Source organism: Micromonospora chersina, from assembly GCF_900091475.1.
In the GTDB taxonomy this organism is placed as follows: Bacteria; Actinomycetota; Actinomycetes; order Mycobacteriales; family Micromonosporaceae; genus Micromonospora; species Micromonospora chersina.
This window is the reverse complement of sequence record NZ_FMIB01000002.1, coordinates 1426867-1446968: the sequence shown is the minus strand read 5'-3', so window position 1 is coordinate 1446968 and position 20102 is coordinate 1426867. Positions and strand designations below refer to the sequence as shown.

Genomic DNA, 20102 nt, shown 5'->3' with positions numbered 1-20102 from the left:
CGACCCGCTCCGACCCACCTGCCGGACGGCCTTGGCCGGTGGCCGTCGGCCCCACCGATTAATCTTGGGGACATGTCGAGCCCCGCCGAGCGGTACGCCGCGGCGCGCCGCCGGGCCGCGCAGGCCTCCGCCTTCCCGGCCCTGGACGAATTCGCCCGCGATCTGGGGTTCGACCTCGACGACTTCCAGCGGGAGGCGTGCGAGGCCCTGGAACGGGGCAGTGGTGTGCTGGTGTGCGCTCCCACCGGCGCCGGCAAGACCGTGGTGGGCGAATTCGCCGTACACCTGGCGCTGCGCGGCACGGCCGGCAAGCCGGCGGCGGCCGACGGCGGCGGGGGGCCGACCACCCGCCGCAAGTGCTTCTACACCACCCCGATCAAGGCGCTGTCGAACCAGAAGTACCACGACCTGGTCGACCGCTACGGCGCCGAGCAGGTCGGCCTGCTCACCGGTGACAACGCGATCAACGGCGACGCGCCCGTGGTGGTGATGACCACCGAGGTGCTGCGCAACATGCTCTACGCCGGCTCGGCCACCCTCGAGGGCCTGGCCTACGTGGTGATGGACGAGGTGCACTACCTCGCCGACCGGTTCCGCGGCGGCGTCTGGGAAGAGGTGATCATCCACCTGCCCGCCTCGGTCACCCTGGTCTCGCTCTCGGCCACCGTCTCCAACGCCGAGGAGTTCGCCGACTGGCTGGTCACCGTGCGCGGCGAGACCGCCGTGGTGGTCAGCGAGCACCGCCCGGTGCCGCTCTGGCAGCACATGCTGGTCGGCAGGCGCATGTTCGACCTGTTCCACGACGCGGACGCCGCCCGCAAGCACGACGTCCACCCGGAGCTGCTGCGCTACACCCGCGACACCGTGCGCCGGCTGGAGCTGGGGGAGGGGCGCAGCGCGGGCCCCGGTGCGGGCCGCCGTGGACCCCGGTGGCGCGGTCCCCTGCGTCCCGACATCGTCGAGCGGCTAGATCGGGAGAACCTGCTGCCGGCGATCCTGTTCATCTTCAGCCGGGCCGGCTGCCAGGCGGCCGTCCAGCAGTGCCTCGCCGCCGGGCTGCGGCTCACCTCGCCCGAGGAGCGCGCCGAGATCCGGCAGGTCGTCGAGTCGCGGATCACCGCCATTCCGGGCGAGGACCTGACCGTGCTGGGCTACTGGGAGTGGCTCGACGGGCTGGAGCGCGGGCTCGCCTCCCACCACGCCGGCATGCTGCCCGCGTTCAAGGAGGTCGTCGAGGAGCTGTTCGTCCGCGGCCTGGTGAAGGCGGTCTTCGCCACCGAGACCCTCGCCCTGGGCATCAACATGCCGGCCCGCTGCGTGGTGCTGGAGCGCCTGGTCAAGTTCAACGGCGAGGCGCACGTCGACCTCACCCCGGGGGAGTACACGCAGCTCACCGGGCGGGCCGGCCGGCGCGGCATCGACGTCGAGGGGCACGCCGTGGTGGTCTGGTCGCCGGAGACCGACCCCCGGCACGTGGCGGGCCTCGCCTCGACCCGCACCTATCCGCTGCGGTCCAGCTTCCGGCCCTCCTACAACATGGCCGTCAACCTGGTCGGCACCGTCGGCGCGGAGCCGGCCCGGGCCCTTCTGGAGTCCTCGTTCGCGCAGTTCCAGGCGGACCGGTCGGTGGTCGGCCTGGCCCGGCAGGTGCAGCGCAACACCGAGACGATCGAGGCGTACGGCGTCGAGGCGACCTGCCACCAGGGTGACTTCGACGAATACTTCGCCCTGCGGGTGGCCATCGCCGACCGGGAGCGCGCCATCGCCCGGCAGGGGCAGACCCAGCGCAAGGCGGCGGCGGTCGCCTCGCTGGAGCGGCTGCGGGTCGGCGACGTGATCCGGGTGCCCTCGGGCCGGCGGGCCGGCCTCGCGGTGGTGCTCGACCCGGCCACCGGCGGCTTCGGCGAGCCCCGCCCGCTGGTGCTCACCCAGGACCGCTGGGCCGGGCGGGTAAGCCCCGGCGACTTCACCACCCCGGCCGAGGTGCTCGCCCGGATCCGGGTGCCGAAGCACTTCAACCACCGCTCGCCGGCGGCCCGCCGGGACCTGGCCGCCGAGGTCAGCGGCACAGGGCTGGACCGGCACGGCGGCCGCCGGGGCGGGCGCTCCCGGCAGGCGGTCGGCGAGGACCACCGGCTCAGCCAGCTCCGCACCGAGCTGCGCCGGCACCCCTGCCACGCCTGCCCCGACCGGGAGGAGCACGCCCGCTGGGCCGAGCGGCGCCGCCGCCTGGAACGCGACACCGAGGAGCTGCGCCAGCGGGTGGCCGGCCGGACCGGTTCGCTGGCCCGCACCTTCGACCGGATCGTGGCGCTGCTGACCGCGCGCGGCTACCTCACCGCGGAGGGTGAGGTGACCGACGCCGGCCGGATGCTCGGCCGGATCTGGACCGAGGCCGACCTGCTGGTCGCCGAGTGCCTGCGCCGCAAGGTGTGGGACGGGCTCTCCCCGGCCGAGCTGGCCGCCGCCGTCTCGGTGGTGGTGTTCGAGGCCCGCCGGGACGTCGACGAGCGGGCCGGTCTGCCCCGCGGCCCGGTCGCGGAGGCGGTCGACGAGACGCTGAAGCTGTGGGGCGACATCGAGGCCGACGAGGCGTCGCGCGGCCTGGCGGTCACCCGCGAGCCGGATCTCGGCTTCGCCTGGCCGATCTACCGCTGGGCGCGGGGCGAGGCCCTGGCCAAGGTGCTGGCCAGCGGGCACCAGATCGACGGCGAGATGCCGGCCGGCGACTTCGTCCGCTGGGCCCGGCAGGTGGTCGACCTGCTCGGCCAGCTCGCCGACTCCGGCGGCGCGTCCACCGAGCTGCGCTCGACCGCCCGGCAGGCCATCGCGGCGGTCAACCGGGGCGTGCTGGCCTATCACGCCACCGCCTGACCATCACTTTCGGTCACCGCCGCCGGGAAATCGACGCATCGCTGTCACTGTGACACCACCCCCCGAAACGTGCGGGGGGTGGTGTCATGCCTGGTCAGCGGCTCCTCCATGATTGCCGGGGCGCAAGGGTTACGCGCCGGTAGCCCAGCTGGGGGAAGGCCGTCGTGGCAGAGATCAATCACTTCGAGTACGGGTGGATCACCCCCGCGCTCAGTTACGCGCTGTCCGTGCTCGGCTCGGCGCTCGGGCTGGTCTGCGCCGGGCGGATCCGGACCGCGACCGGCGCCGGCCAGCGGGCCTGGTGGGGTCTCCTGGCGGCCTGGGCCCTGGGCGGTACGGCCATCTGGGCGATGCACTTCATGGCGATGCTCGGCTTCGCCGTCGTGGGCACCCGGATCCGGTACGACGTCCCGCTGACCGCCGCCAGCACGGCCATCGCGGTGGCCGCGGTCGGTCTCGGCCTGGCCATCGTGGGCACCGGCCGGCTCTCGGCGGTCCGGCTGATCGCCGGCGGGCTGTTCACCGGCGCCGGGGTGGCCGCCATGCACTACACCGGCATGGCCGCCATGCGCCTGGACGGCATCCTCGGCTACGACCGGGCGCGGGTGGCGCTCTCCGTGGGCATCGCCGTGGTGGCGGCGACCGTGGCGCTCTGGCTGTCGATGACCGTCCGCCGGGGGCTGGCCATCGCGGCCTCCGCCCTGGTCATGGGCGTCGCCGTCAACGGCATGCACTTCACCGGGATGAGCGCCCTGTCGGTGCACCCGCACGAGTCGCGCGGCGATCTGTCCGGCACCGAGGTGAGCGGCCTGCTGGTGCCGATCATCCTGGCCGTGGTGTTCGGCGTGGTCGGGCTGGTCTACGCGCTGCTCGCCGCCCCCACCGACGACGACCGGGCCGGCGCCGCGTATCTCGACTCGCGGCGGGACGGGCTGCCGGAGGTCGCCACCGCGCAGCCTGCGCCGGACCCGGTGGGTCTGCGCGCCCGGTCCACCCTGGGGCAGCCGGGCACCCCGTTCCCGTCCCGCCGGGACACCGGCCGCCGCTGACCGTTTCCGGTCGTCGCCACGGCCTGACCGGGCCGGCCGGGCCCCGGCCATTCCGTCAGGGCCGGACATTCCGTCAGGGCCGGACATTCCGTCAGGCCGCCCATTCCGTCAGGCCCGGCCGTTCCGTCAGGCCGCGGCGCCGGTCAGGGCCGGGGCGTGGCCAGCGCGTCCACGAGGCGCCGGCACGAGCCGGCGAGGTTCCACCGCTGTGCCAGCTCCAGCAGCCGGTCCGGGTCGGCCGGCGCCGCCGGCAACGCGGTGTCCAGCTTCGGCAGCGGGACGTCGAGGGCGACCCGGACCACCTTGGGCGCGACGGCCAGGTAGTCGCGGGCCGCCGCGAGCTTGCTGCGCAGCCCCGGGGCGAACCCGGTCTCGCCGTCGTCGAGGGCGGCGAGGATGCCGTCCAGCCCCCCGTAGCGCTCGATGAGGCGGGCCGCCGTCTTCTCGCCCACGCCGGGCACGCCGGGCAGCCCGTCGCTCGGGTCGCCGCGCAGCGCCGCGAAGTCGGCGTAGCGGTCGGCGGGCACGCCGTAGCGGGCCCGGACCGCGGCGTCGTCGCAGTCGTCGAGCTTGGCCACGCCGCGGCCCACGTAGAGCAGGCGCACCTGGCGGTCGTCGTCGACGAGCTGGAACAGGTCGCGGTCGCCGGAGACCACCTCGGCCGGGCCGGGCTGGGTTACCGAGAGGGTGCCGAGCACGTCGTCGGCCTCGTAGCCGGTGGCGCCGACCGCCGGGATGCCGAGCGCGTCGAGCACCTCCAGGATCATCGGCACCTGCGGGGAGAGCGTGTCCGGCACCACCTCGCCGCCCTCCGGTGCCACCCGGTGCGCCTTGTACGAGGGCAGCAGCTCCACCCGCCACGCCGGTCGCCAGTCGTGGTCGAGCGCGCAGACCATCCGGTCCGGCCGCCGGGTGCGGACGAGCTGGGCCAGCATGTCGAGGAAGCCGCGGACGGCGTTGACCGGCTGGCCGTCGTCCGTCTTCGCCGCCGACTCGGGGATGCCGAAGTAGGCGCGGAAGTAGAGGCTCGGGGAGTCGATCAGCAGGATCGGGGGTCGGTGTGCCACGCGGACAGCCTGGCACAGCCCACCGACGAGGTGGGGGACGCCGCGGGAAATACTAGCCATGTACATCATGTCCATGTACTGTTTCTCGCATGGACGGAACGCCCCTCGGCCCCAGCCCCGGCCACCTGGTCTGGCGGCTCGCGATGCGCTGGCGTGTGGCGGTCGACCGGGCGCTCACGCCGCTCGACCTCACCCACGCGCAGTACGTGCTGCTCTCGTCGCTGCACGGCATGCGCCGGGCCGGCCTGCACCCGAGCCAGCGCGAGCTGGCCGACCACACCGGCCTGGAGCCGCTCTACGTGTCGAAGCTGGCCCGGTCCCTGGAGGCCGACGGGCTGGTGCGGCGCGAGCGCGACCCGGCCGACACCCGCGCGGTCCGGCTGACCCTGACCGAGCGGGGGCAGGACGTGGTCCGCCCCGCGATCGACACCGTCCAGGCCCTGCTCGACCGGCTGCTCGCCCCGCTCGGCGGCCGGGACGACCCGCGTACGGCGGGACTCGTCCGCGACCTGAGCGCGCTGCTGGACACCCCGCTCGACCCACCCGGGAAGGAGCGCCGGGACATGCCCGAGACGCGCGTACTGGACTCGACCATCCACCACGAGGAGAGCGGCGCCGGACCGGCGTTCGTGTTCCTGCACGGCAACCCCGGCTCGTCGCACACCTGGCGCCGGGTGCTGCCGGGGATCGGCGCCGGCCGCCTGCTCGCGCCCGACCTGATCGGGATGGGCCGCTCCGGCAAGCCCGATGTGCCCTACCTCTTCGCCGACCACGCCCGCTACCTGGACGCCTGGTTCGACGCCCTCGACCTGACCGACGTGGTGCTTGTCGGCCACGACTGGGGCGGCGCGCTGGCCTTCGACTGGGCGGCCCGGCACCCCGAGCGGGTGCGCGGCGTGGCCGTCCTGGAGACCATGGTCAAGCCGATGGCGTGGAGCGACCTCTCGCCGCAGGCCCGGGCCCGCTCCGAGGCGATCCGCACACCGGGCGTGGGGGAGCAGCTCGTGCTCGACCAGGACCTGCTCGTCCGGCAGGCGTTCACCGGCGGGGTGCTCCAGCCGGTCGGCGAGGAGGACCTGAAGACCTACCTGGCGCCGTACCCGACGCGGGAGAGCCGGCGGCCGCTGCTGGCCTGGGCCCGCCAGATGCCGCTCGGCGGCGAGCCGGCCGCGCTGGTCGCCCGGATCGAGGCGTACGACCGGTGGCTGGCCGCCAGCGACCGGGTGCCGAAGCTCCTGCTGACCTTCGAGGGCTCACCGACCCTGCTGATCACCCCTGAGCTGGCCGACTGGTGCGCGCGCAACATGGCGGCCCTGGAGACGGTCGCCTGCGGGCCGGCCGGGCACCACGCCCCGGAGGACCGCCCCACCGAGATCGCCAGTGCGATCTCCGCCTGGGCGGACCGCCACCACCTCCGCTGACCGGCGGCGTCGGCCGGAAACCGGGGCGCGCGACAGGCGTGCGGTGCGCAGACTGGCGGGGTGACGTTCGTACCCGGCCTGACCCTGGCGCACCGGTTCCACGACGAGGTGGTCGCCCCGCTGCTGGCCCGCCGGCTGCCCCGCCTGCGCTACGCCGCGGGGCTGCTCGACGGCGGCTCGGAGCTGCTCGGCCTGGACACGCCCCGGTCGACCGACCACGACTGGGGGCCGCGCACCCAGCTCTTCGTCGCCGACGCGGCCGAGGTGGCGCCGGTGCGGGCGGTCCTCGACGCGGAGCTGCCGACCGAGTTCCTCGGCTGGCCGACCCGGTTCACCGGCGGCCCGACGGTCCGACTCGGCGTGGCCCGCGCCGACGGCGAGCGGCACGGGGTGAGCGTCGACGAGCTGGGCGCGTGGCTGCGGGACCGGCTGGGCGGTGACCCGCAGGCCGGGATGACGACGGCGGACTGGCTGGCCGCGCCCACCCAGCGGCTCGCCGAGTTGACCGGCGGGGCGGTCTTCCACGACGGGCTGGACGGGGCGCTCACCGCCGTGCGGGCCCGGCTGGCCTGGTATCCGGACGACGTCTGGCGGCACGTGCTGGCCGCCGGGTGGCAGCGGGTCGGCCAGGTCGAGCACCTGGCCGGCCGCTGCGCCGAGGTCGGCGACGAGCTGGGCAGCCGGGTCGTGACCGCCACGCTGGCCCGTGACCTGATGCGCCTGGGCCTGCTGGTGCACCGCCGCTGGCCCCCGTACGCCAAATGGCTCGGCACGGTCTTCGCCGCGCTGCCGGTCGCGGCGCCGGTGGTGGACGGGCTGACCACCGCCCTCGGCCCGGACGGCTGGCCCCGGCGGCAGGCCGGGCTGGTCCGGGCGCTGGAGACGGTGGCGGCCTGGACCAACGACACCGGCCTGGCCGAGCCGGTCGACCCGGCCGCCCGGCCGTTCCACGACCGCCCGTTCCTGGTCCTGCGGGCGGAGCGGTTCACCACCGCGCTGCGCGCCGCGATCACGGACCCGGTGCTGCGCGACCGCCCACCGGTCGGCGCGGTCGACCAGTACCTCGACAACGTCGACGTGCTCACCCGCCCGGCGCGGGCCCGCCGGGTCGCCGCGGCCGTCCTGCCCGACTGAGCGCCGGGGCGGGAGTCACCCGGCCGCTGCGAGGACCTCCCGGTCGGCCGGCCCGTCGGCCCGCAGGTCGGTCAGGTCGCGCAGGCGGCGTACGGGGGACAGCAGCAGGGCCAGGGGAGCCAGCACGGTGGCCGCGGCGAAGCAGAACAGGGTGACCCGGGCGCCGGCCAGCCCGGCGAGCGCCCCGGCGAGCAGCCCGCCGACCGGGATGGCGCCCCAGGAGACGAACCGGACGGTGGCCATCACCCGGGAGAGCAGGTCGGGCGGGCTCGCGGTCTGCCGGTAGGTGCGGGTGGTCACGCTGAGCACCACCACGCCGCCGGCGAAGGCCACGTTGCCGGCCGCGAACGCGAGGTACGCCGGCCAGCCGGCGCCCACCGGCACGAGGAACGCGCCGCCGACCGCGACCACGCAGGCGACCAGCAGCGACCGGGCGGTGCCCCACCGTCCGGTGATCCACGGGGTGAGCGCCGCGCCGACCAGTGAGCCGACCCCCTCGACCGCGAGCAGCACGCCGACCAGCGCGGCCGGGGCGTGCAGCTCGCGGACCAGGTAGAGCGGGTAGACGGCGAGCTGCGCCCCGCAGACGAAGTTCACCGCGGTGGCCGTCCACATGGTCGGTCCCATCACCGGGTGGCGGGTGACGTACCGCCAGCCCTCGCCGATCATGGCGCGGACCGGGGGCCAGCGGTCCGGGGCGTCGACCCGGCGGGCCGGCAGCGACGTGAGCAGCGCCGCGGAGACCAGGTAGCTGGCCGCGTCGACGAGCACGGCCGGCACGGCGCCGAGGGCCTGCACCGCCAGGCCGCCCAGGGACGGGCCGGTGAGCTGGGTGGCGGCGTGGGTGGCCGAGGTGAGGCTGTTGCGGGCGTGCAGTTGGTCGCGGCCGACGATGGCCGGCAGGAAGGTGGAGTTGGCGACGTCGAACAGCACGTTGGCGAAGCTGACCACCAGCGCCACGACGACCAGTTGGGCCACGGTGAGCCGGTCCCACCACCAGGCGAGCGGCACGGAGGCCACGGCGACGGCCCGGGCCAGGTCGGCGCCGACCTGCGCGCCGCGCAGCGGCAGCCGCTGGACGATCACGCCGGCGGGCAGCCCGATCACCAGCCAGGCGACGTAGCTCGCGGCGGCCACCAGGCCCATCTCGAATGCCGACGCGTCCAGCACGGTCAGCGCGGTGAGCGGCAACGCGACGGCGCCGACCGCCGACCCCACCGAGCTGGTGGTGCCGGCGGCCCACCAGCGCCAGAACACCCCGGCCCCCTGCTCGACGGACATGCCGCCAACCCCCGATCCGAGCCAGTGAGTTCCAATTTGAAACGGACTATAGTCGAGGCTCCGGGTCGAGCGGGAGGTGGGATGTGAGACGGGCGGACCTCGGCGACGCCGACTGCGGCATCGCGCAGGCGCTCGGCGTGCTGGGCGACTGGTGGACGGTGCTGATCGTGCGCGAGGTCGCCGGCGGCACCACACGCTTCGACGGGTTGCAACGCGAGCTGGGCGTGAGCCGGCGGGCGCTCACCGAGCGGCTCACCGGGCTGGTCGAGCACGGCGTGCTGCGCCGCGAGCCCTACTCGGCGCACCCGCCCCGCCACGACTACCTGCTCACCGGAAAAGGGGAGGCCCTGCTGCCGGTGCTGGTCGCCCTCCAGGACTGGGGCACCCGGCACGTGATGGGCGACGGCGGGCTGACCGCGACCGCGGACGCGGACTCCGCCGAGGCGCGCCGGGTGCACCGGCTCGTCGGCCGGCGCGTACCCCCGATGAGCCTGGCCCGGCACGACGGCGGCACGGAGTCACCGGCGTCGCCCGGGCGGTGGACGGTGCTCTACCTGTTCCCGGGCGCGTTCGCGCCGGGCGCCCCGGCCCTGCCGCCGAGTTGGGGGGACATCCCGGGCGCCGTCGGGTGCACGCTCGAATCGCGCACGTACGCCGACCGGCACCCGCTGTTCCAGTCGGCCGGGGCCGAGGTGCGGGGCGTGAGCACCCAGCGTCCGGACCAGCTCGCCGCCTTCGCGGCGCACGCCCGGTTGCCGTACCCGCTGCTCTCCGACGAGGACGGTCGGCTCGCCGCCGGCCTGCTGCTCCCGACCTTCCGGGCCGGCGGCGTGACCCGGCTCAAGCGGCTCACCCTGCTGCTCGACCCGGAGGCGGTGGTGCGGGCCGTGCAGTTCCCGGTCACCGACCCGGCCGGCTCGGTCGACGAGATGCTCGCCGAGGTGCGCCGCCGAACCGCAGCCGAGGGCGTCTAGGCGTCCCGCCTCAGCGGGGCCGGCCGGACGAGGTCCAGCCCTGCCGTTGCAGCCGTTCGATGCCGTCCAGCAGCAGGTCCAGGGCGAACTCGAACTCGAACCGGTCGTCACAGCCCGGCCCGACGACCGACTCGTCGTCGTGGGACGCCGCCGTGGCGATCTCCGCGAGGTGCGGGAACCGGGCCGCGGCCTCCGGCGGGAAGGCCGCCGGCGGGTCCGGGTTGGTCGTGCCGGACCGGCCGGCGCTCCGGGAGGCGTCGAACAGTTCCTGGCTGAAGCCCAGGATCCGGCTGCCCATCGCGTGCATCACGTGGTGCGCGAGGTCGGTGGAGAGCCCGCCGGCGCGGAACGTCGCGACCATCGAGTCGAGGTAGGCCAGGATGGCCGGTGTCGCCATGTTCCGCGACTCGATGGCGAGCGGCGCCCACGGGTGGCGCCGCAGCACCTCCCGCGCCGAGAGGATGCGTCGGCGGACCGCCTGCTTCCAGTCGGGGTCGGGCACCGGCGGGTCGATCTCGCCGACGACCACGTCGATCATGCCGTCGAGCAGCTCGTCCTTGTTGGCCACGTGCTTGTAGAGGGCCATCGGCACGACGCCCAGGTCCTGGGCGAGGTTGCGCATGCTGAGGGACTCGATCCCGGCCAGGTCGGCGAGCGCGATGGCGGCGCGCAGGATCCGGTCCCTGCTCAGCGGCGTCCGGCGCAGCGTCTCTGCCTGCTCAGCCATGTCGATCCTCGTCTTCCGGCGGCGTAGGAACCATAACGCCCTTGACGGGTGTACGGCGTACACCTACCGTCAGGTGTACGCCGTACACCTGAGGAGGGGAAGATGAGGGCGATCGTGCAGGACCGGTACGGGCCGCCGGACACGCTGACGCTCGCGGAGGTGGACACCCCGGTGCCCGCCGCCGACGAGGTGCTCGTGCGGGTGGAGGCCGCCGCGCTCAACGCGTACGACTGGCACGCCATGCGCGGCGACCCGCGGCTGGCGCGGTTGGCGATGGGCCGGTCGCGGCCCCGGGCGCGGATCCGTGGCCGGGATTTCGCCGGCCGGGTCGAGGCCGTCGGAGCCCACGTGCGACAGGTACGTCCGGGCGACGCCGTCTTCGGCGACCTCGGGGAGGCAAACGGCGCGTTCGCCGAGTACGTGTGCGTGCCCGAGACCCTGGTCGCCGCGCAGCCGGCGAACCTGACGCCGCAGCAGGCCGCCGCACTGCCGCTGGCCGGCGTCACGGCGCTCCTGGGCCTGCGGGACGCCGGGCGGGTGCGGCCCGGTCAGCGGGTGCTGGTCAACGGCGCCTCCGGCGGCGTCGGCACCCTCGCGGTCCAACTGGCCACGGTGCTCGGCGCGACAGTGACCGGGGTGTGCAGCACCCGCAACGTGGATCTGGTCCGCTCCCTCGGCGCCGACCACGTCGTCGACTACACCCGCCACGACTTCACCCGCGACGCCGGCCGTCACGACGTCGTGCTCGACCTGGTCGGCAACCGCTCGCTCACCGCGCTCCGGCGGGCGCTGACCCCGACCGGGACGCTGGTCCTCTCCGGCGGTGGCGTGTACCGCGGCGGCAGCCTCGTCGGGCCGGTCTGGCTCATCGCGCGCGGCCGGCTGCTGGCGCCCTTCGTCCGGCACCGCATCGTCACGCTCGCGACGGCGCCCGGCCGGCACCACCTCGACACGCTCCGCGCCCATGCCGAGGCGGGCCGCCTCACCCCGGTCATCGACCGGACCTACCCGCTCCACGAGGTGCCCCGGGCCATCCGGTACCTCGAAGGTGAGCACGCGCGGGCGAAGGTCGTCATCACCGTCTGACCCGCCCACGCGGACTCCCGCCCGCTACTCCCGGGCGCCGGCCGGACGCCACTCGGTGGCCAGCAGCGACCAGACCTCGATGTCCAGCCGCTCGCCGAGGAACGGGAACGCGGCGCGCAGGACGCCGTCCCGGGTCATGCCCAGCCGCCGCGCCACCGCCTGGCTGCGGGCGTTGTGCGGGACGGTCCGCCATTCCACCCGGGCCAGGCCACGCTCGCCGAGCGCCCAGTCGATCATCCGCTGGGCGGCCCGGGTCACCAGGCCGTGCCCCTCGGCCTCCGGCGCGAGCCACACGCCGATCTCACACACCCCGGCCGTCGGGTCGAAGGTGCGGAACAGGGTGCCCCCGACGAGCGTCCCGTCCAGCCGGATGCCGTAGATGAAGCCGGCGTCGCGGGCCTGGGCGTCGGCGTAGCGCTGGAGGAAGGCGCGGGCCGTGTCGGTGTCGGTGACGGTGTGCGCCCAGGGGAGCCAGGGCGCGAGGTGGGTGCGGGTGCGTGCGACGAAGTCGGCGAACTCGGCCGCCTGCCACGGGGCGAGCGGGTGCAGGGCGGCGCGGTCGGTGAGGGGAAGGGAAAACATGGCGCTCCAGGTGCGTACCGAACGTTTGTTATGCACTCTAGCCGCGGTCCGAGCGTTTCCGGAACTTGTTGTCGGCCCCGCGGTCGCGACCTAGACTCCCCTTCGGACCGCGTTGATTCGCGGTCGTCTATCTCGTCTCCGAGGGTCCGGGCCGCCGTCGTAGGCGCCTCGCCGGCGAGCACGCCGCGGGCGCGCCTGCCCTGCGCGGCGTCCCCACCACCTGAGGAGATGCCATGCTGCCCAGAAGGAGAAGATTCCGGCTGCTCGGCGCCGCCGTGGTCGCCGCCGGGCTGGCCGCCCTGGCCGCGCTCACCGCCCCCGGCCCCGCCGCCGCGGCCGCGCTGACCGAGGTGACGAACTTCGGCGCCAACCCGAGCAACCTGCGCATGTACCTGTACGTCCCGAACACCGTCGCGGCGCGGCCCGGGCTGCTCGTGGTCAACCACTACTGCACCGGCTCCGGGCCGGCCATGTACTCCGGCACCCAGTTCGCCGCGCTGGCCGACCGGTACGGCTACCTCGTCGTCTACCCGTCGGTGACCCGGAGCAGCCAGTGCTTCGACGTCTCCTCGCCGCAGGCGCTGCGCCGCGACGGCGGCAGCGACCCGGTGGGCATCAAGTCGATGGTGGACTACGTGCGGCAGCGCTACCCCGTCGACGCCGACCGCATCTTCGCCACCGGCGTCTCGTCCGGCGCCATGATGACAAACGTGCTGCTCGGGGACTACCCCGACGTGTTCAGCGCGGGCGCGGCGTTCGCCGGCGTGCCCTTCGGCTGCTTCGCCACCACCAACGGGTCGGAGTGGAACAGCGAGTGCGCCAACGGCCAGGTCGTGAAGACCCCGCAGCAGTGGGGTGACCTGGTCCGCAACGCCTACCCGGGATACAGCGGGCGGCGGCCCCGGATGCAGCTCTGGCACGGGACCAACGACGAGACCCTGCGCTACCCGAACTTCACCGAAGAGATCAAGCAGTGGACGAACGTCAACGGGCTGAGCCAGACGCCGGCGTACACCGACAGCCCGCAGTCCGGCTACACCCGGACCCGGTACGGCGGCACCGGTGGCACCGCCACGGTCGAGGCGATCAGCATGCAGGGCGTCTCGCACAACCTGCCGGTCGACGCGGCCCAGGCGGTGCGGTTCTTCGGCCTGGACACCAGCACGCCGCCCACGAGCCCGCCGCCGACCAGCGCCCCGCCCACGACGCCGCCGCCCACCACGCCGCCGCCGAGCACGCCGCCGCCGTCGGGCGGGTGTCGCGTGGCGTACGCGGTGAACGCGTGGAACACCGGGCTGACCGCGTCCGTCACGATCACCAACACCGCCGCCACGGCGGTCAACGGCTGGAGCCTCGCCTTCACCCTGCCCGCCGGTCAGACGGTCACCAACGGCTGGAACGCCACGTACGCACCGACCAGCGGGGCGGTGACCGCCCGCAACGTCTCCTACAACGGGACCATCGCGCCGAACGGCTCGGTGGACATCGGCTTCCAGGCCACGCACACCGGTAACACCGGCAAGCCCACCTCCTTCACCCTCAACGGCACCGCCTGCGCGGTCGCCTGACGCCGAGCGGCGGCCGCCGGGCCCACCCCGGCGGCCGCTCCCGCGCTTAGTTCCGGACTTTTCACAAGACGCGAAAAAAGCCTCGCGCAAGGGTTCGAAGAATTGACATGCGCCACTTCCCGGAGGAAGGGTCCAGCGGGAACGGGCGGGTGACCGCAACACGCCGGAAACCCGTCCGCCGTCCCGTTCCCCACCACCCCCGCCCCCGGAGACGCCCATGTCACCCGTCCCGCCGCACCTCAGTCCACCCCGCCCGCCACTGCGCCGGCTGCTCGCCGTGCTCGCCACGCTGCTCGCCACGGTGGCGCTGGTGGCCCCGCCGTCCCCGGTCCGGGCGGCCGACCCGCTGATCTCGCAGGGCCGGCCCACCACCGCCTCCTCGGTGGAGAACGCCGGCACCCCGGCCGGCAACGCCACCGACGGGGACACCGGCACCCGCTGGTCCAGCGCGTTCACCGATCCCCAGTGGATCCAGGTCGACCTGGGCGCCACGGCCACCGTCTCCCGGGTCACCCTGGTGTGGGAGGCCGCGTACGCCCGGTCCTACCAGGTCCAGACCTCCACGGACGGCACCACCTGGACCACCGTCTTCAGCACCGCGGCCGGTGACGGGGGCACCGACGACCTCACGGTCAGCGGCACCGGCCGCTACGTGCGGATGACCGGGACCGCCCGGGCCACCGCGTACGGCTACTCGCTGTGGGAGTTCCAGGTCTACGGCAGCACCGGCGGCGGCACCGGCTGCGACACCGCGACCAACGCGGCACAGGGCCGGCCCGCCACCGCCTCGTCCACCGAGAACGCCGGCACCCCCGCCGCGGCGGCGGTGGACGGCAGCACGAGCACCCGCTGGGCCAGCGCCGCGAGCGACCCGCAGTGGCTCCAGGTCGACCTCGGCAGCGTCCGTACCCTCTGCCGGGTCGTGCTGAACTGGGAGGCCGCCTACGGCCGCGCGTACCAGATCCAGACCTCTACCGACGGCGCCGCCTGGACCACCGTGTACGCCACCACCACCGGCGACGGCGGGACCGACACCCTCACCGTCAGCGGCTCCGGACGCTACCTTCGGATGTACGGCACCACCCGGGCCACCGGCTGGGGATACTCGCTCTGGGAGCTCACCGTGAACACCACCGGCGGCGGCACCATCCCGGGCGGCGGGTCGCTCGGCCCGAACGTGCTCACCTTCGACCCGTCGATGTCGAGCGCCAGCATCCAGAGCCAGCTCGACGCGGTCTTCCGCACCCAGGAGTCGAACCAGTTCGGCACCCAGCGGTACGCCCTCATGTTCAAGCCGGGCGACTACTCCGGCATCAACGCCCAGATCGGCTTCTACACCTCGATCATGGGGCTCGGCCGGAATCCCGGCGACGTCCGCATCCACGGCGATGTCACGGTCGACGCCGGCTGGTTCAACGGCAACGCCACCCAGAACTTCTGGCGCTCGGCGTCCAACATGCAGGTCTTCCCGTCGGCCGGGTTCACCCGGTGGGCCGTCTCGCAGGCCGCGCCGTTCCGCCGCATGGACATCCAGGGCGACCTCAACCTGGCCCCCAACGGCTACGGCTGGGCCAGCGGCGGCTACATCGCCGACAGCCGGGTCACCGGCGTCGTCCAGCCGTACTCGCAGCAGCAGTGGTACACCCGGGACAGCAACGTCGGCGGCTACCTCAACGCCGTGTGGAACGTGACCAACTCGGGTGTGGTCGGCGCGCCGGCCACCAGCTTCCCCAACCCGGCGTACACCACCCTGGCGCAGACGCCGGTCAGCCGCGACATCCCCTACCTCTACCTCGACGGCAGCGGCACCTACCAGGTCTTCGTCCCGTCCACCCGCACCAACGCCAGCGGCGCGTCCTGGCTGGGCGGCGCCACGCCCGGCACCTCGGTGCCGCTGAGCCAGTTCTACGTCGCCAAGCCGGGCGACTCCGCCGCCACCATCAACGCGGCCCTGGCCCAGGGCCTAAACCTGCTCTTCACCCCCGGCATCTACCCGGTCAGCCAGACCATCACGGTCACCCGCCCGGGCACCGTGGTGCTCGGCATCGGCTACCCGACGCTGATCCCGCAGAACGGGGTCACCCCCATGACGGTCGCCGACGTCGACGGCGTCCGGCTGGCCGGTCTGCTCTTCGACGCCGGCCCGACCAACTCGCCGGTGCTGCTCCAGGTCGGCACGGCCGGCTCGACCGCGAGCCACGCCGCCAACCCGACCTCCATCCAGGACGTCTTCTTCCGCATCGGCGGCGCCGGCGCGGGCAAGGCCACCACCAGCCTGGTCGTCAACCAGAACGACGCCCTCATCGACCACATCTGGGCGTGGCGCGGCGACCACGGCACCGGCATCGGCTGGACCGTGAACACCGCCGACACCGGCCTCATCGTCAACGGCAACAACGTCACCGGGCTCGGCCTGTTCGTCGAGCACTACCAGAAGCACGAGGTGATCTGGAACGGCAACAACGGGCGCATCATCTTCTTCCAGAACGAGCTGCCGTACGACCCGCCGAGCGCGTCGGCCTGGATGAACGGCTCGCGGGTCGGTTACGCCGCCGTGAAGGTCGCCGACGCGGTCAGCACGTTCGAGGGCTGGGGGATGGGCAGCTACTGCTACTTCAACGTCGACCCGACGATCGCCGCGTACCACAGCTTCGAAGCGCCCATCAAGTCCGGCGTGAAGTTCCACAGCCTGCTCACCGTCTCGCTGGGCGGCAACGGATCGATCACCCACGTCATCAACGACACCGGAGGCACCGCGCAGGGCACGGACACCGTGCCGGTGAACCTGGTCAGCTACCCCTGACCGGACCGGGGGCGGCGGGGGAACCCGCCGCCCCCGGCTCCCGCGCATGACAGCGGCCCCGGCGGGTACGCGACCCCGAACGGGGGAACCACCGGGAACGGAGGTGCGGGATGAAGGTCCGAAGCTCCCTGCGCGCGCTGAAGCGCAAGGCCAACTCGATCGTGGTACGCCGCCGGGGCAAGGTCTTCGTGCTCAACAAGGCGGATCCCCGGCAGAAGGCCCGGCAGGGCTGACCGGGTGGCCGACATCCTGATCACCGGGGCCGGCAGCGGGCTCGGCCGGGGCGCCGCGCTCGGGCTGGCCCGCGCCGGCCACCACGTCGTCGCGGGCGCCGAGATCTGGCCCCAGGTACGCGAGCTGCGCGCCGAGGCCGAGCGGGCCGGGGTGCGCCTCGACGCGATCAAGCTCGACGTCACCGACCCGGCCGACCGCGCGTACGCCCGGCGCCACCGGGTGGACGTCCTGGTGCTCAACGCGGGCGTCCAGGAGGCGGGGTCGGTGGTGGAGATCCCGATGGACCGGGTCCGCCGCTCCTTCGAGGTGAACGTCTTCGGGCACCTGCACCTCGTGCAGGACCTGGTGCCGCCGATGCTGGAGCGGGGTGCGGGCAAGGTCGTCTGGGTGTCCTCCGCGGTCGGCATCCGGACCCGGCCGTGGGTCGGCGCCTACGCCGCCACGAAGCACGCCATCGAGGCCCTCGCGTGGGCCATGAAGGGCGAGCTGGAGCCGCGCGGCGTCCGGGTCGCCGTCGTCAACCCCGGCCCCTACCGGACCGGGTACAACGACACCGGCGTCGAGGCGATGTTCCAGTGGTGGGACTCCTCGACCGCCCTGCTGGACCGGCCCGACTTCGACGACTACCTGGAGCACCAGCGCGACCCGGCGGAGATGGTCGACGAGATGGTCCGGGTGATCCCGGCCGACCGGCACCCCTTCCGGACGGCGTACCCAGAGGAGATCCGGGGGCAGCTCAGGGAGTTCGAGTCGCAGGTGTGGGACGCGACGACGTGACCTCCGCCGGCGCGGGGTCGCCGGAGTCCCGCCCCGGCGCGAGCAGCCGGGCGGCGGCGAACCGGACCAGTGGCCCGTAGATCCGCGCCGAGTCGGCCAGCGAGGAGAAGTGCGACGAGCCGCCCTGGTAGTGGGTGACGATGGGAACCTGCTCGATCGGGCGGCCGGCCCGGGAGGCGTGCAGCAGCACGTTCATCTCGTACTCGAACCGCTCGCCCGGCACGGTCCGGAGCCAGCCGAGCAGCCCGGCCGGGTACGCTCGCAGCCCGGTCTGGGTGTCCTGGACTCGACGACCGGTGGCGAGGTGGAACGCGGCCCGGGTCAGCACGTTGCCGAACCGGCTGCGCAGCGGCACCTCACCGTCGAACCGGCGGACGCCCAGCGTCAGCGCGCCGGTCTCGCGCATCCGGTCGGCGACCCGGACGACGTCCGGGATCAGGTGCTGCCCGTCGGCGTCCACGCACACCACGTCGCGCCCCGGGTGGTGGCGCGAGACGTACCGGAACCCGGTCTTCAGCACCACACCCTTGCCCCGGTTGACCCGGCGCCGCAGCACGGTGGCCCCGCGGTCGCGGGCCGCCGCGAGCACGCCGGCCGCGGTCGGGCCGCTGCCGTCGTCGACGATCAGCACGTGCGCCGCGGGCAGCGCCGTGGTGAGGTCGTCGACGAGCCGCGGCAGGCGGTCCCCGGGTCGGTACACCGGCACCAGCACGATCATGGAACCTCCCGGGATGACCCGTCGCCCGCCGGCCCCGCTCACCGGGGCCGATCGAGGTCCGTCCTTACCCGTGCCGGCGGCCGGCGAATCCACCCGGTCAGCGGTGGAGGATCCATCGTGGTCAGCGGCGGAACAGCGCGGCCAGGCGTTCCGCCGACCTGGCCAGGTGGCGTTCCCGGCGCAGCAGCGTCTCCGGCGTGCGCAGGCCGAGGTAGCAGAGACGGCTGGCCGCCCGGGCGGCCCGCTCGCGCCGGGCGGGCACCGGGTCGGGGCCGGCCACCGGCACGTCCAGCAGCGTGGCGCCGGTGAGGCCGAGCACCTTGCCGGCGAGGAACCGGATCCGGGGCAGGTGCCACGGGTGGGAGACCAGCCCGAGCGGCCGGGCCGGGGTGTAGACCGGCCCGGCGAGCAGTCCGTCCTGGACGGTGTGCGCGAGGTTCTGGAGGGTGGTGCGGGACCGGGTCTCCGCGTGCAGCCGGGCGTACCCGTCGAGGCCGGCGGCGCGGGCCAGGGCCAGCATGAGTTCGCCCTCCCGGGACCCGGCCGGCGGGCCGGCCGCCCCGGCGGGTCCGTGCGGCCAGCCGCCGGTGAACACCACGCGCGCCCCGGCGGCCCGTCGGAACTCGGTGGCGTGTGCGTGGACGTACTCGACCGCGGCCCGGACCCGGGCGGCGCTCTCGGCGGTGAGCCGGTAGCCGTCGTCGCCCGCGACCACCCCGCGGCCGAAGACCAGCAGCACGGTGGCGGTCGGCGTCACCCGACCCACGCTACGCCGGTCCGCGCCGGGTCGGCCGGCGGTCAGTCCTCGTCCGCGTCGGGCGGCCAGGGCGGCTCGCCGACGCCGGTGATGCGTACCCCGCCCCATGGGTCGGCCTCGGCGAGCCGGCCCCGGACGACCCGCTCGCCGACCCGGACCTCGACGTCGCGCCGACCGGAGCGGAGCAGGCGCAGCATCCGGGGCTCCGGCTCGATCCGCCCGGCCCAGTGGTAGCGCCCGTCGACCGGCTCAAAGCGGCCCCCGGCGTGCAGCCGGACCGTGGCGCCGGCGATCTCCGCCGTGCCCTGCCAGCTCACCGCTCGATCCGTTCGTGCGCACGGGTCAGTTCGTGGGGCAGGTCGGCGCCGCGCCGGACGCCCTCGATGCCGCTCCACAGCAGGGTGGCCAGGTACTCGGTGAGCGCGGCCCGGCGGATCGGCTGGCCGTGGGTTGCCCACCAGTCGCCGACGGACTGCACGAAGCCGACGAGGCCGTACGCCCACGGTTCGGCGGGACCGGCGTCGAGGCCGAGCGCGCGCAGCCGGTCGCCGATCACCCGGGCCAGCCCGGTCGCCACCTGCCGGCTGGTGCCGGCCACCACCTGCTGGATCCCGGGATGCCCGGCCTCGTGCAGCAGGAACCGGTAGAGCGTCGGCTCGGACTCGATGACGCTCAGGTACGCGTCGATGGTCGCCTCGACAAGTGCCCGTTCCTCGCGGACCTGTTCGACGGCGGGGGCGATGGTGTCGACGACCCGGGCCGCCACCACCTCGCTGACGGCCAGCCAGAGCTGCGCCTTGTCGGCGAAGTAGCGGTAGAGCACCGGCTTGCTGACCCCGGCCGTGGCGGCCACCTGGTCCATGTCGACAGTCGGCCCGTGCCGCAGCAGCGCCTGCACGGCGGCCCCGATCAGCTCCTGCCGCCGCTGTTCGCGGTGGTCGGCCCAGCGGTCCCGCCGGCCCGTGCGCCGGGGCGTCGGCGGCTCCGGCGGGGAGTCCGGGGCATTGACATCGGTGGAGGTGCGTCGCATGCTACCACTCGTAACAGTTA

General features: G+C 74.3%; 18 protein-coding genes. 10 read left to right on the top strand and 8 right to left on the bottom strand.

Annotated features, from left to right (window positions below):
• Positions 1 to 72 precede the first annotated feature (72 nt).
• Positions 73 to 2874, top strand: coding sequence for a DEAD/DEAH box helicase (locus tag GA0070603_RS06645; protein WP_091308702.1), 2802 nt, complete (start codon positions 73 to 75; stop codon positions 2872 to 2874).
• A 164-nt stretch (positions 2875 to 3038) separates the two neighbouring features.
• Complete coding sequence (locus GA0070603_RS06640) at positions 3039 to 3923, top strand: MHYT domain-containing protein (RefSeq protein ID WP_091308698.1); 885 nt, start codon at positions 3039 to 3041, stop codon at positions 3921 to 3923.
• A 143-nt stretch (positions 3924 to 4066) separates the two neighbouring features.
• Here GA0070603_RS06640 and GA0070603_RS06635 read toward each other — a convergent pair whose 3' ends face one another.
• Positions 4067 to 4990 (bottom strand): 5'-3' exonuclease, encoded by a 924-nt coding sequence (locus tag GA0070603_RS06635; RefSeq protein ID WP_091308695.1) that lies wholly within the window; start codon positions 4988 to 4990, stop codon positions 4067 to 4069.
• 89 nt (positions 4991 to 5079) lie between these two features.
• Between GA0070603_RS06635 and GA0070603_RS31935 the strand changes: the two genes are divergently transcribed.
• Positions 5080 to 6411 (top strand): haloalkane dehalogenase, encoded by a 1332-nt coding sequence (locus GA0070603_RS31935; RefSeq protein ID WP_091308692.1) that lies wholly within the window; start codon positions 5080 to 5082, stop codon positions 6409 to 6411.
• Between the two features lie 60 nt (positions 6412 to 6471).
• Entirely contained in the window at positions 6472 to 7545 is a 1074-nt protein-coding gene (locus GA0070603_RS06625; RefSeq protein WP_091308688.1) for a DUF4037 domain-containing protein, read from the top strand.
• Between the two features lie 15 nt (positions 7546 to 7560).
• Here GA0070603_RS06625 and GA0070603_RS06620 read toward each other — a convergent pair whose 3' ends face one another.
• Complete coding sequence (locus GA0070603_RS06620) at positions 7561 to 8826, bottom strand: MFS transporter (protein ID WP_091308684.1); 1266 nt, start codon at positions 8824 to 8826, stop codon at positions 7561 to 7563.
• A gap of 83 nt (positions 8827 to 8909) precedes the next feature.
• Here GA0070603_RS06620 and GA0070603_RS06615 point away from each other — a divergent pair, with 83 nt between their 5' ends.
• Positions 8910 to 9800, top strand: a complete 891-nt coding sequence (locus GA0070603_RS06615; RefSeq protein ID WP_091308680.1) for a winged helix-turn-helix transcriptional regulator — start codon at positions 8910 to 8912, stop codon at positions 9798 to 9800.
• Positions 9801 to 9810: 10 nt separating this feature from the next.
• On the opposite strand, the gene GA0070603_RS06610 is transcribed toward GA0070603_RS06615, so the two are convergent.
• The gene (locus tag GA0070603_RS06610) at positions 9811 to 10527 is read right to left on the bottom strand and encodes a TetR/AcrR family transcriptional regulator (protein WP_091308677.1); all 717 of its coding nucleotides are present in this window, start codon (positions 10525 to 10527) and stop codon (positions 9811 to 9813) included.
• 102 nt (positions 10528 to 10629) lie between these two features.
• Here GA0070603_RS06610 and GA0070603_RS06605 point away from each other — a divergent pair, with 102 nt between their 5' ends.
• Positions 10630 to 11613, top strand: coding sequence for an NAD(P)-dependent alcohol dehydrogenase (locus GA0070603_RS06605; protein WP_091308674.1), 984 nt, complete (start codon positions 10630 to 10632; stop codon positions 11611 to 11613).
• Positions 11614 to 11637: 24 nt separating this feature from the next.
• On the opposite strand, the gene GA0070603_RS06600 is transcribed toward GA0070603_RS06605, so the two are convergent.
• Positions 11638 to 12195, bottom strand: coding sequence for a GNAT family N-acetyltransferase (locus GA0070603_RS06600; protein ID WP_091308670.1), 558 nt, complete (start codon positions 12193 to 12195; stop codon positions 11638 to 11640).
• 233 nt (positions 12196 to 12428) lie between these two features.
• Here GA0070603_RS06600 and GA0070603_RS06595 point away from each other — a divergent pair, with 233 nt between their 5' ends.
• The 4 genes from GA0070603_RS06595 to GA0070603_RS06580 all read left to right on the top strand — a co-directional run bounded on the left by GA0070603_RS06595 (position 12429) and on the right by GA0070603_RS06580 (position 17577).
• Positions 12429 to 13763: an extracellular catalytic domain type 1 short-chain-length polyhydroxyalkanoate depolymerase gene (locus tag GA0070603_RS06595; protein WP_091308667.1), complete on the top strand. Its 1335-nt coding sequence runs from the start codon at positions 12429 to 12431 to the stop codon at positions 13761 to 13763.
• A gap of 217 nt (positions 13764 to 13980) precedes the next feature.
• Positions 13981 to 16566, top strand: coding sequence for a discoidin domain-containing protein (locus GA0070603_RS06590; RefSeq protein WP_091308663.1), 2586 nt, complete (start codon positions 13981 to 13983; stop codon positions 16564 to 16566).
• 110 nt (positions 16567 to 16676) lie between these two features.
• Positions 16677 to 16799 (top strand): 50S ribosomal protein L36, encoded by a 123-nt coding sequence (locus GA0070603_RS06585; protein ID WP_091265774.1) that lies wholly within the window; start codon positions 16677 to 16679, stop codon positions 16797 to 16799.
• 4 nt (positions 16800 to 16803) lie between these two features.
• Positions 16804 to 17577, top strand: a complete 774-nt coding sequence (locus GA0070603_RS06580; RefSeq protein WP_091308659.1) for an SDR family oxidoreductase — start codon at positions 16804 to 16806, stop codon at positions 17575 to 17577.
• Here GA0070603_RS06580 and GA0070603_RS06575 read toward each other — a convergent pair.
• The 4 genes from GA0070603_RS06575 to GA0070603_RS06560 form a co-directional block, all read right to left on the bottom strand.
• The gene (locus GA0070603_RS06575) at positions 17537 to 18295 is read right to left on the bottom strand and encodes a glycosyltransferase family 2 protein (RefSeq protein ID WP_091308656.1); all 759 of its coding nucleotides are present in this window, start codon (positions 18293 to 18295) and stop codon (positions 17537 to 17539) included. The two genes, GA0070603_RS06580 and GA0070603_RS06575, sit on opposite strands and share 41 nt — an antisense overlap.
• Positions 18296 to 18416: 121 nt before the next feature.
• Entirely contained in the window at positions 18417 to 19052 is a 636-nt protein-coding gene (locus GA0070603_RS06570) for an ElyC/SanA/YdcF family protein (RefSeq protein ID WP_091308652.1), read from the bottom strand.
• Between the two features lie 41 nt (positions 19053 to 19093).
• On the bottom strand, positions 19094 to 19369 hold the full coding sequence (locus GA0070603_RS06565) for a DUF4873 domain-containing protein (RefSeq protein ID WP_091308649.1): 276 nt from the start codon (positions 19367 to 19369) through the stop codon (positions 19094 to 19096).
• Entirely contained in the window at positions 19366 to 20082 is a 717-nt protein-coding gene (locus tag GA0070603_RS06560; protein WP_091308645.1) for a TetR family transcriptional regulator, read from the bottom strand. Before GA0070603_RS06560 ends, GA0070603_RS06565 begins: the two co-directional genes overlap by 4 nt.
• Positions 20083 to 20102: the final 20 nt, after the last annotated feature.

Bases quoted from the DNA above. Each gene is read 5' to 3' on its own strand.
- GA0070603_RS06645 (WP_091308702.1), top strand. From the start codon at position 73: ATGTCGAGCCCCGCCGAGCGGTACGCCGCGGCGCGCCGCCGGGCCGCG.
- GA0070603_RS31935 (WP_091308692.1), top strand. From the start codon at position 5,080: ATGGACGGAACGCCCCTCGGCCCCAGCCCCGGCCACCTGGTCTGGCGG.
- GA0070603_RS06620 (WP_091308684.1), bottom strand. From the start codon at position 8,826: ATGTCCGTCGAGCAGGGGGCCGGGGTGTTCTGGCGCTGGTGGGCCGCC.
- GA0070603_RS06610 (WP_091308677.1), bottom strand. From the start codon at position 10,527: ATGGCTGAGCAGGCAGAGACGCTGCGCCGGACGCCGCTGAGCAGGGAC.
- GA0070603_RS06605 (WP_091308674.1), top strand. From the start codon at position 10,630: ATGAGGGCGATCGTGCAGGACCGGTACGGGCCGCCGGACACGCTGACG.
- GA0070603_RS06600 (WP_091308670.1), bottom strand. From the start codon at position 12,195: ATGTTTTCCCTTCCCCTCACCGACCGCGCCGCCCTGCACCCGCTCGCC.
- GA0070603_RS06595 (WP_091308667.1), top strand. From the start codon at position 12,429: ATGCTGCCCAGAAGGAGAAGATTCCGGCTGCTCGGCGCCGCCGTGGTC.
- GA0070603_RS06590 (WP_091308663.1), top strand. From the start codon at position 13,981: ATGTCACCCGTCCCGCCGCACCTCAGTCCACCCCGCCCGCCACTGCGC.
- GA0070603_RS06585 (WP_091265774.1), top strand. From the start codon at position 16,677: ATGAAGGTCCGAAGCTCCCTGCGCGCGCTGAAGCGCAAGGCCAACTCG.
- GA0070603_RS06575 (WP_091308656.1), bottom strand. From the start codon at position 18,295: ATGATCGTGCTGGTGCCGGTGTACCGACCCGGGGACCGCCTGCCGCGG.
- GA0070603_RS06560 (WP_091308645.1), bottom strand. From the start codon at position 20,082: ATGCGACGCACCTCCACCGATGTCAATGCCCCGGACTCCCCGCCGGAG.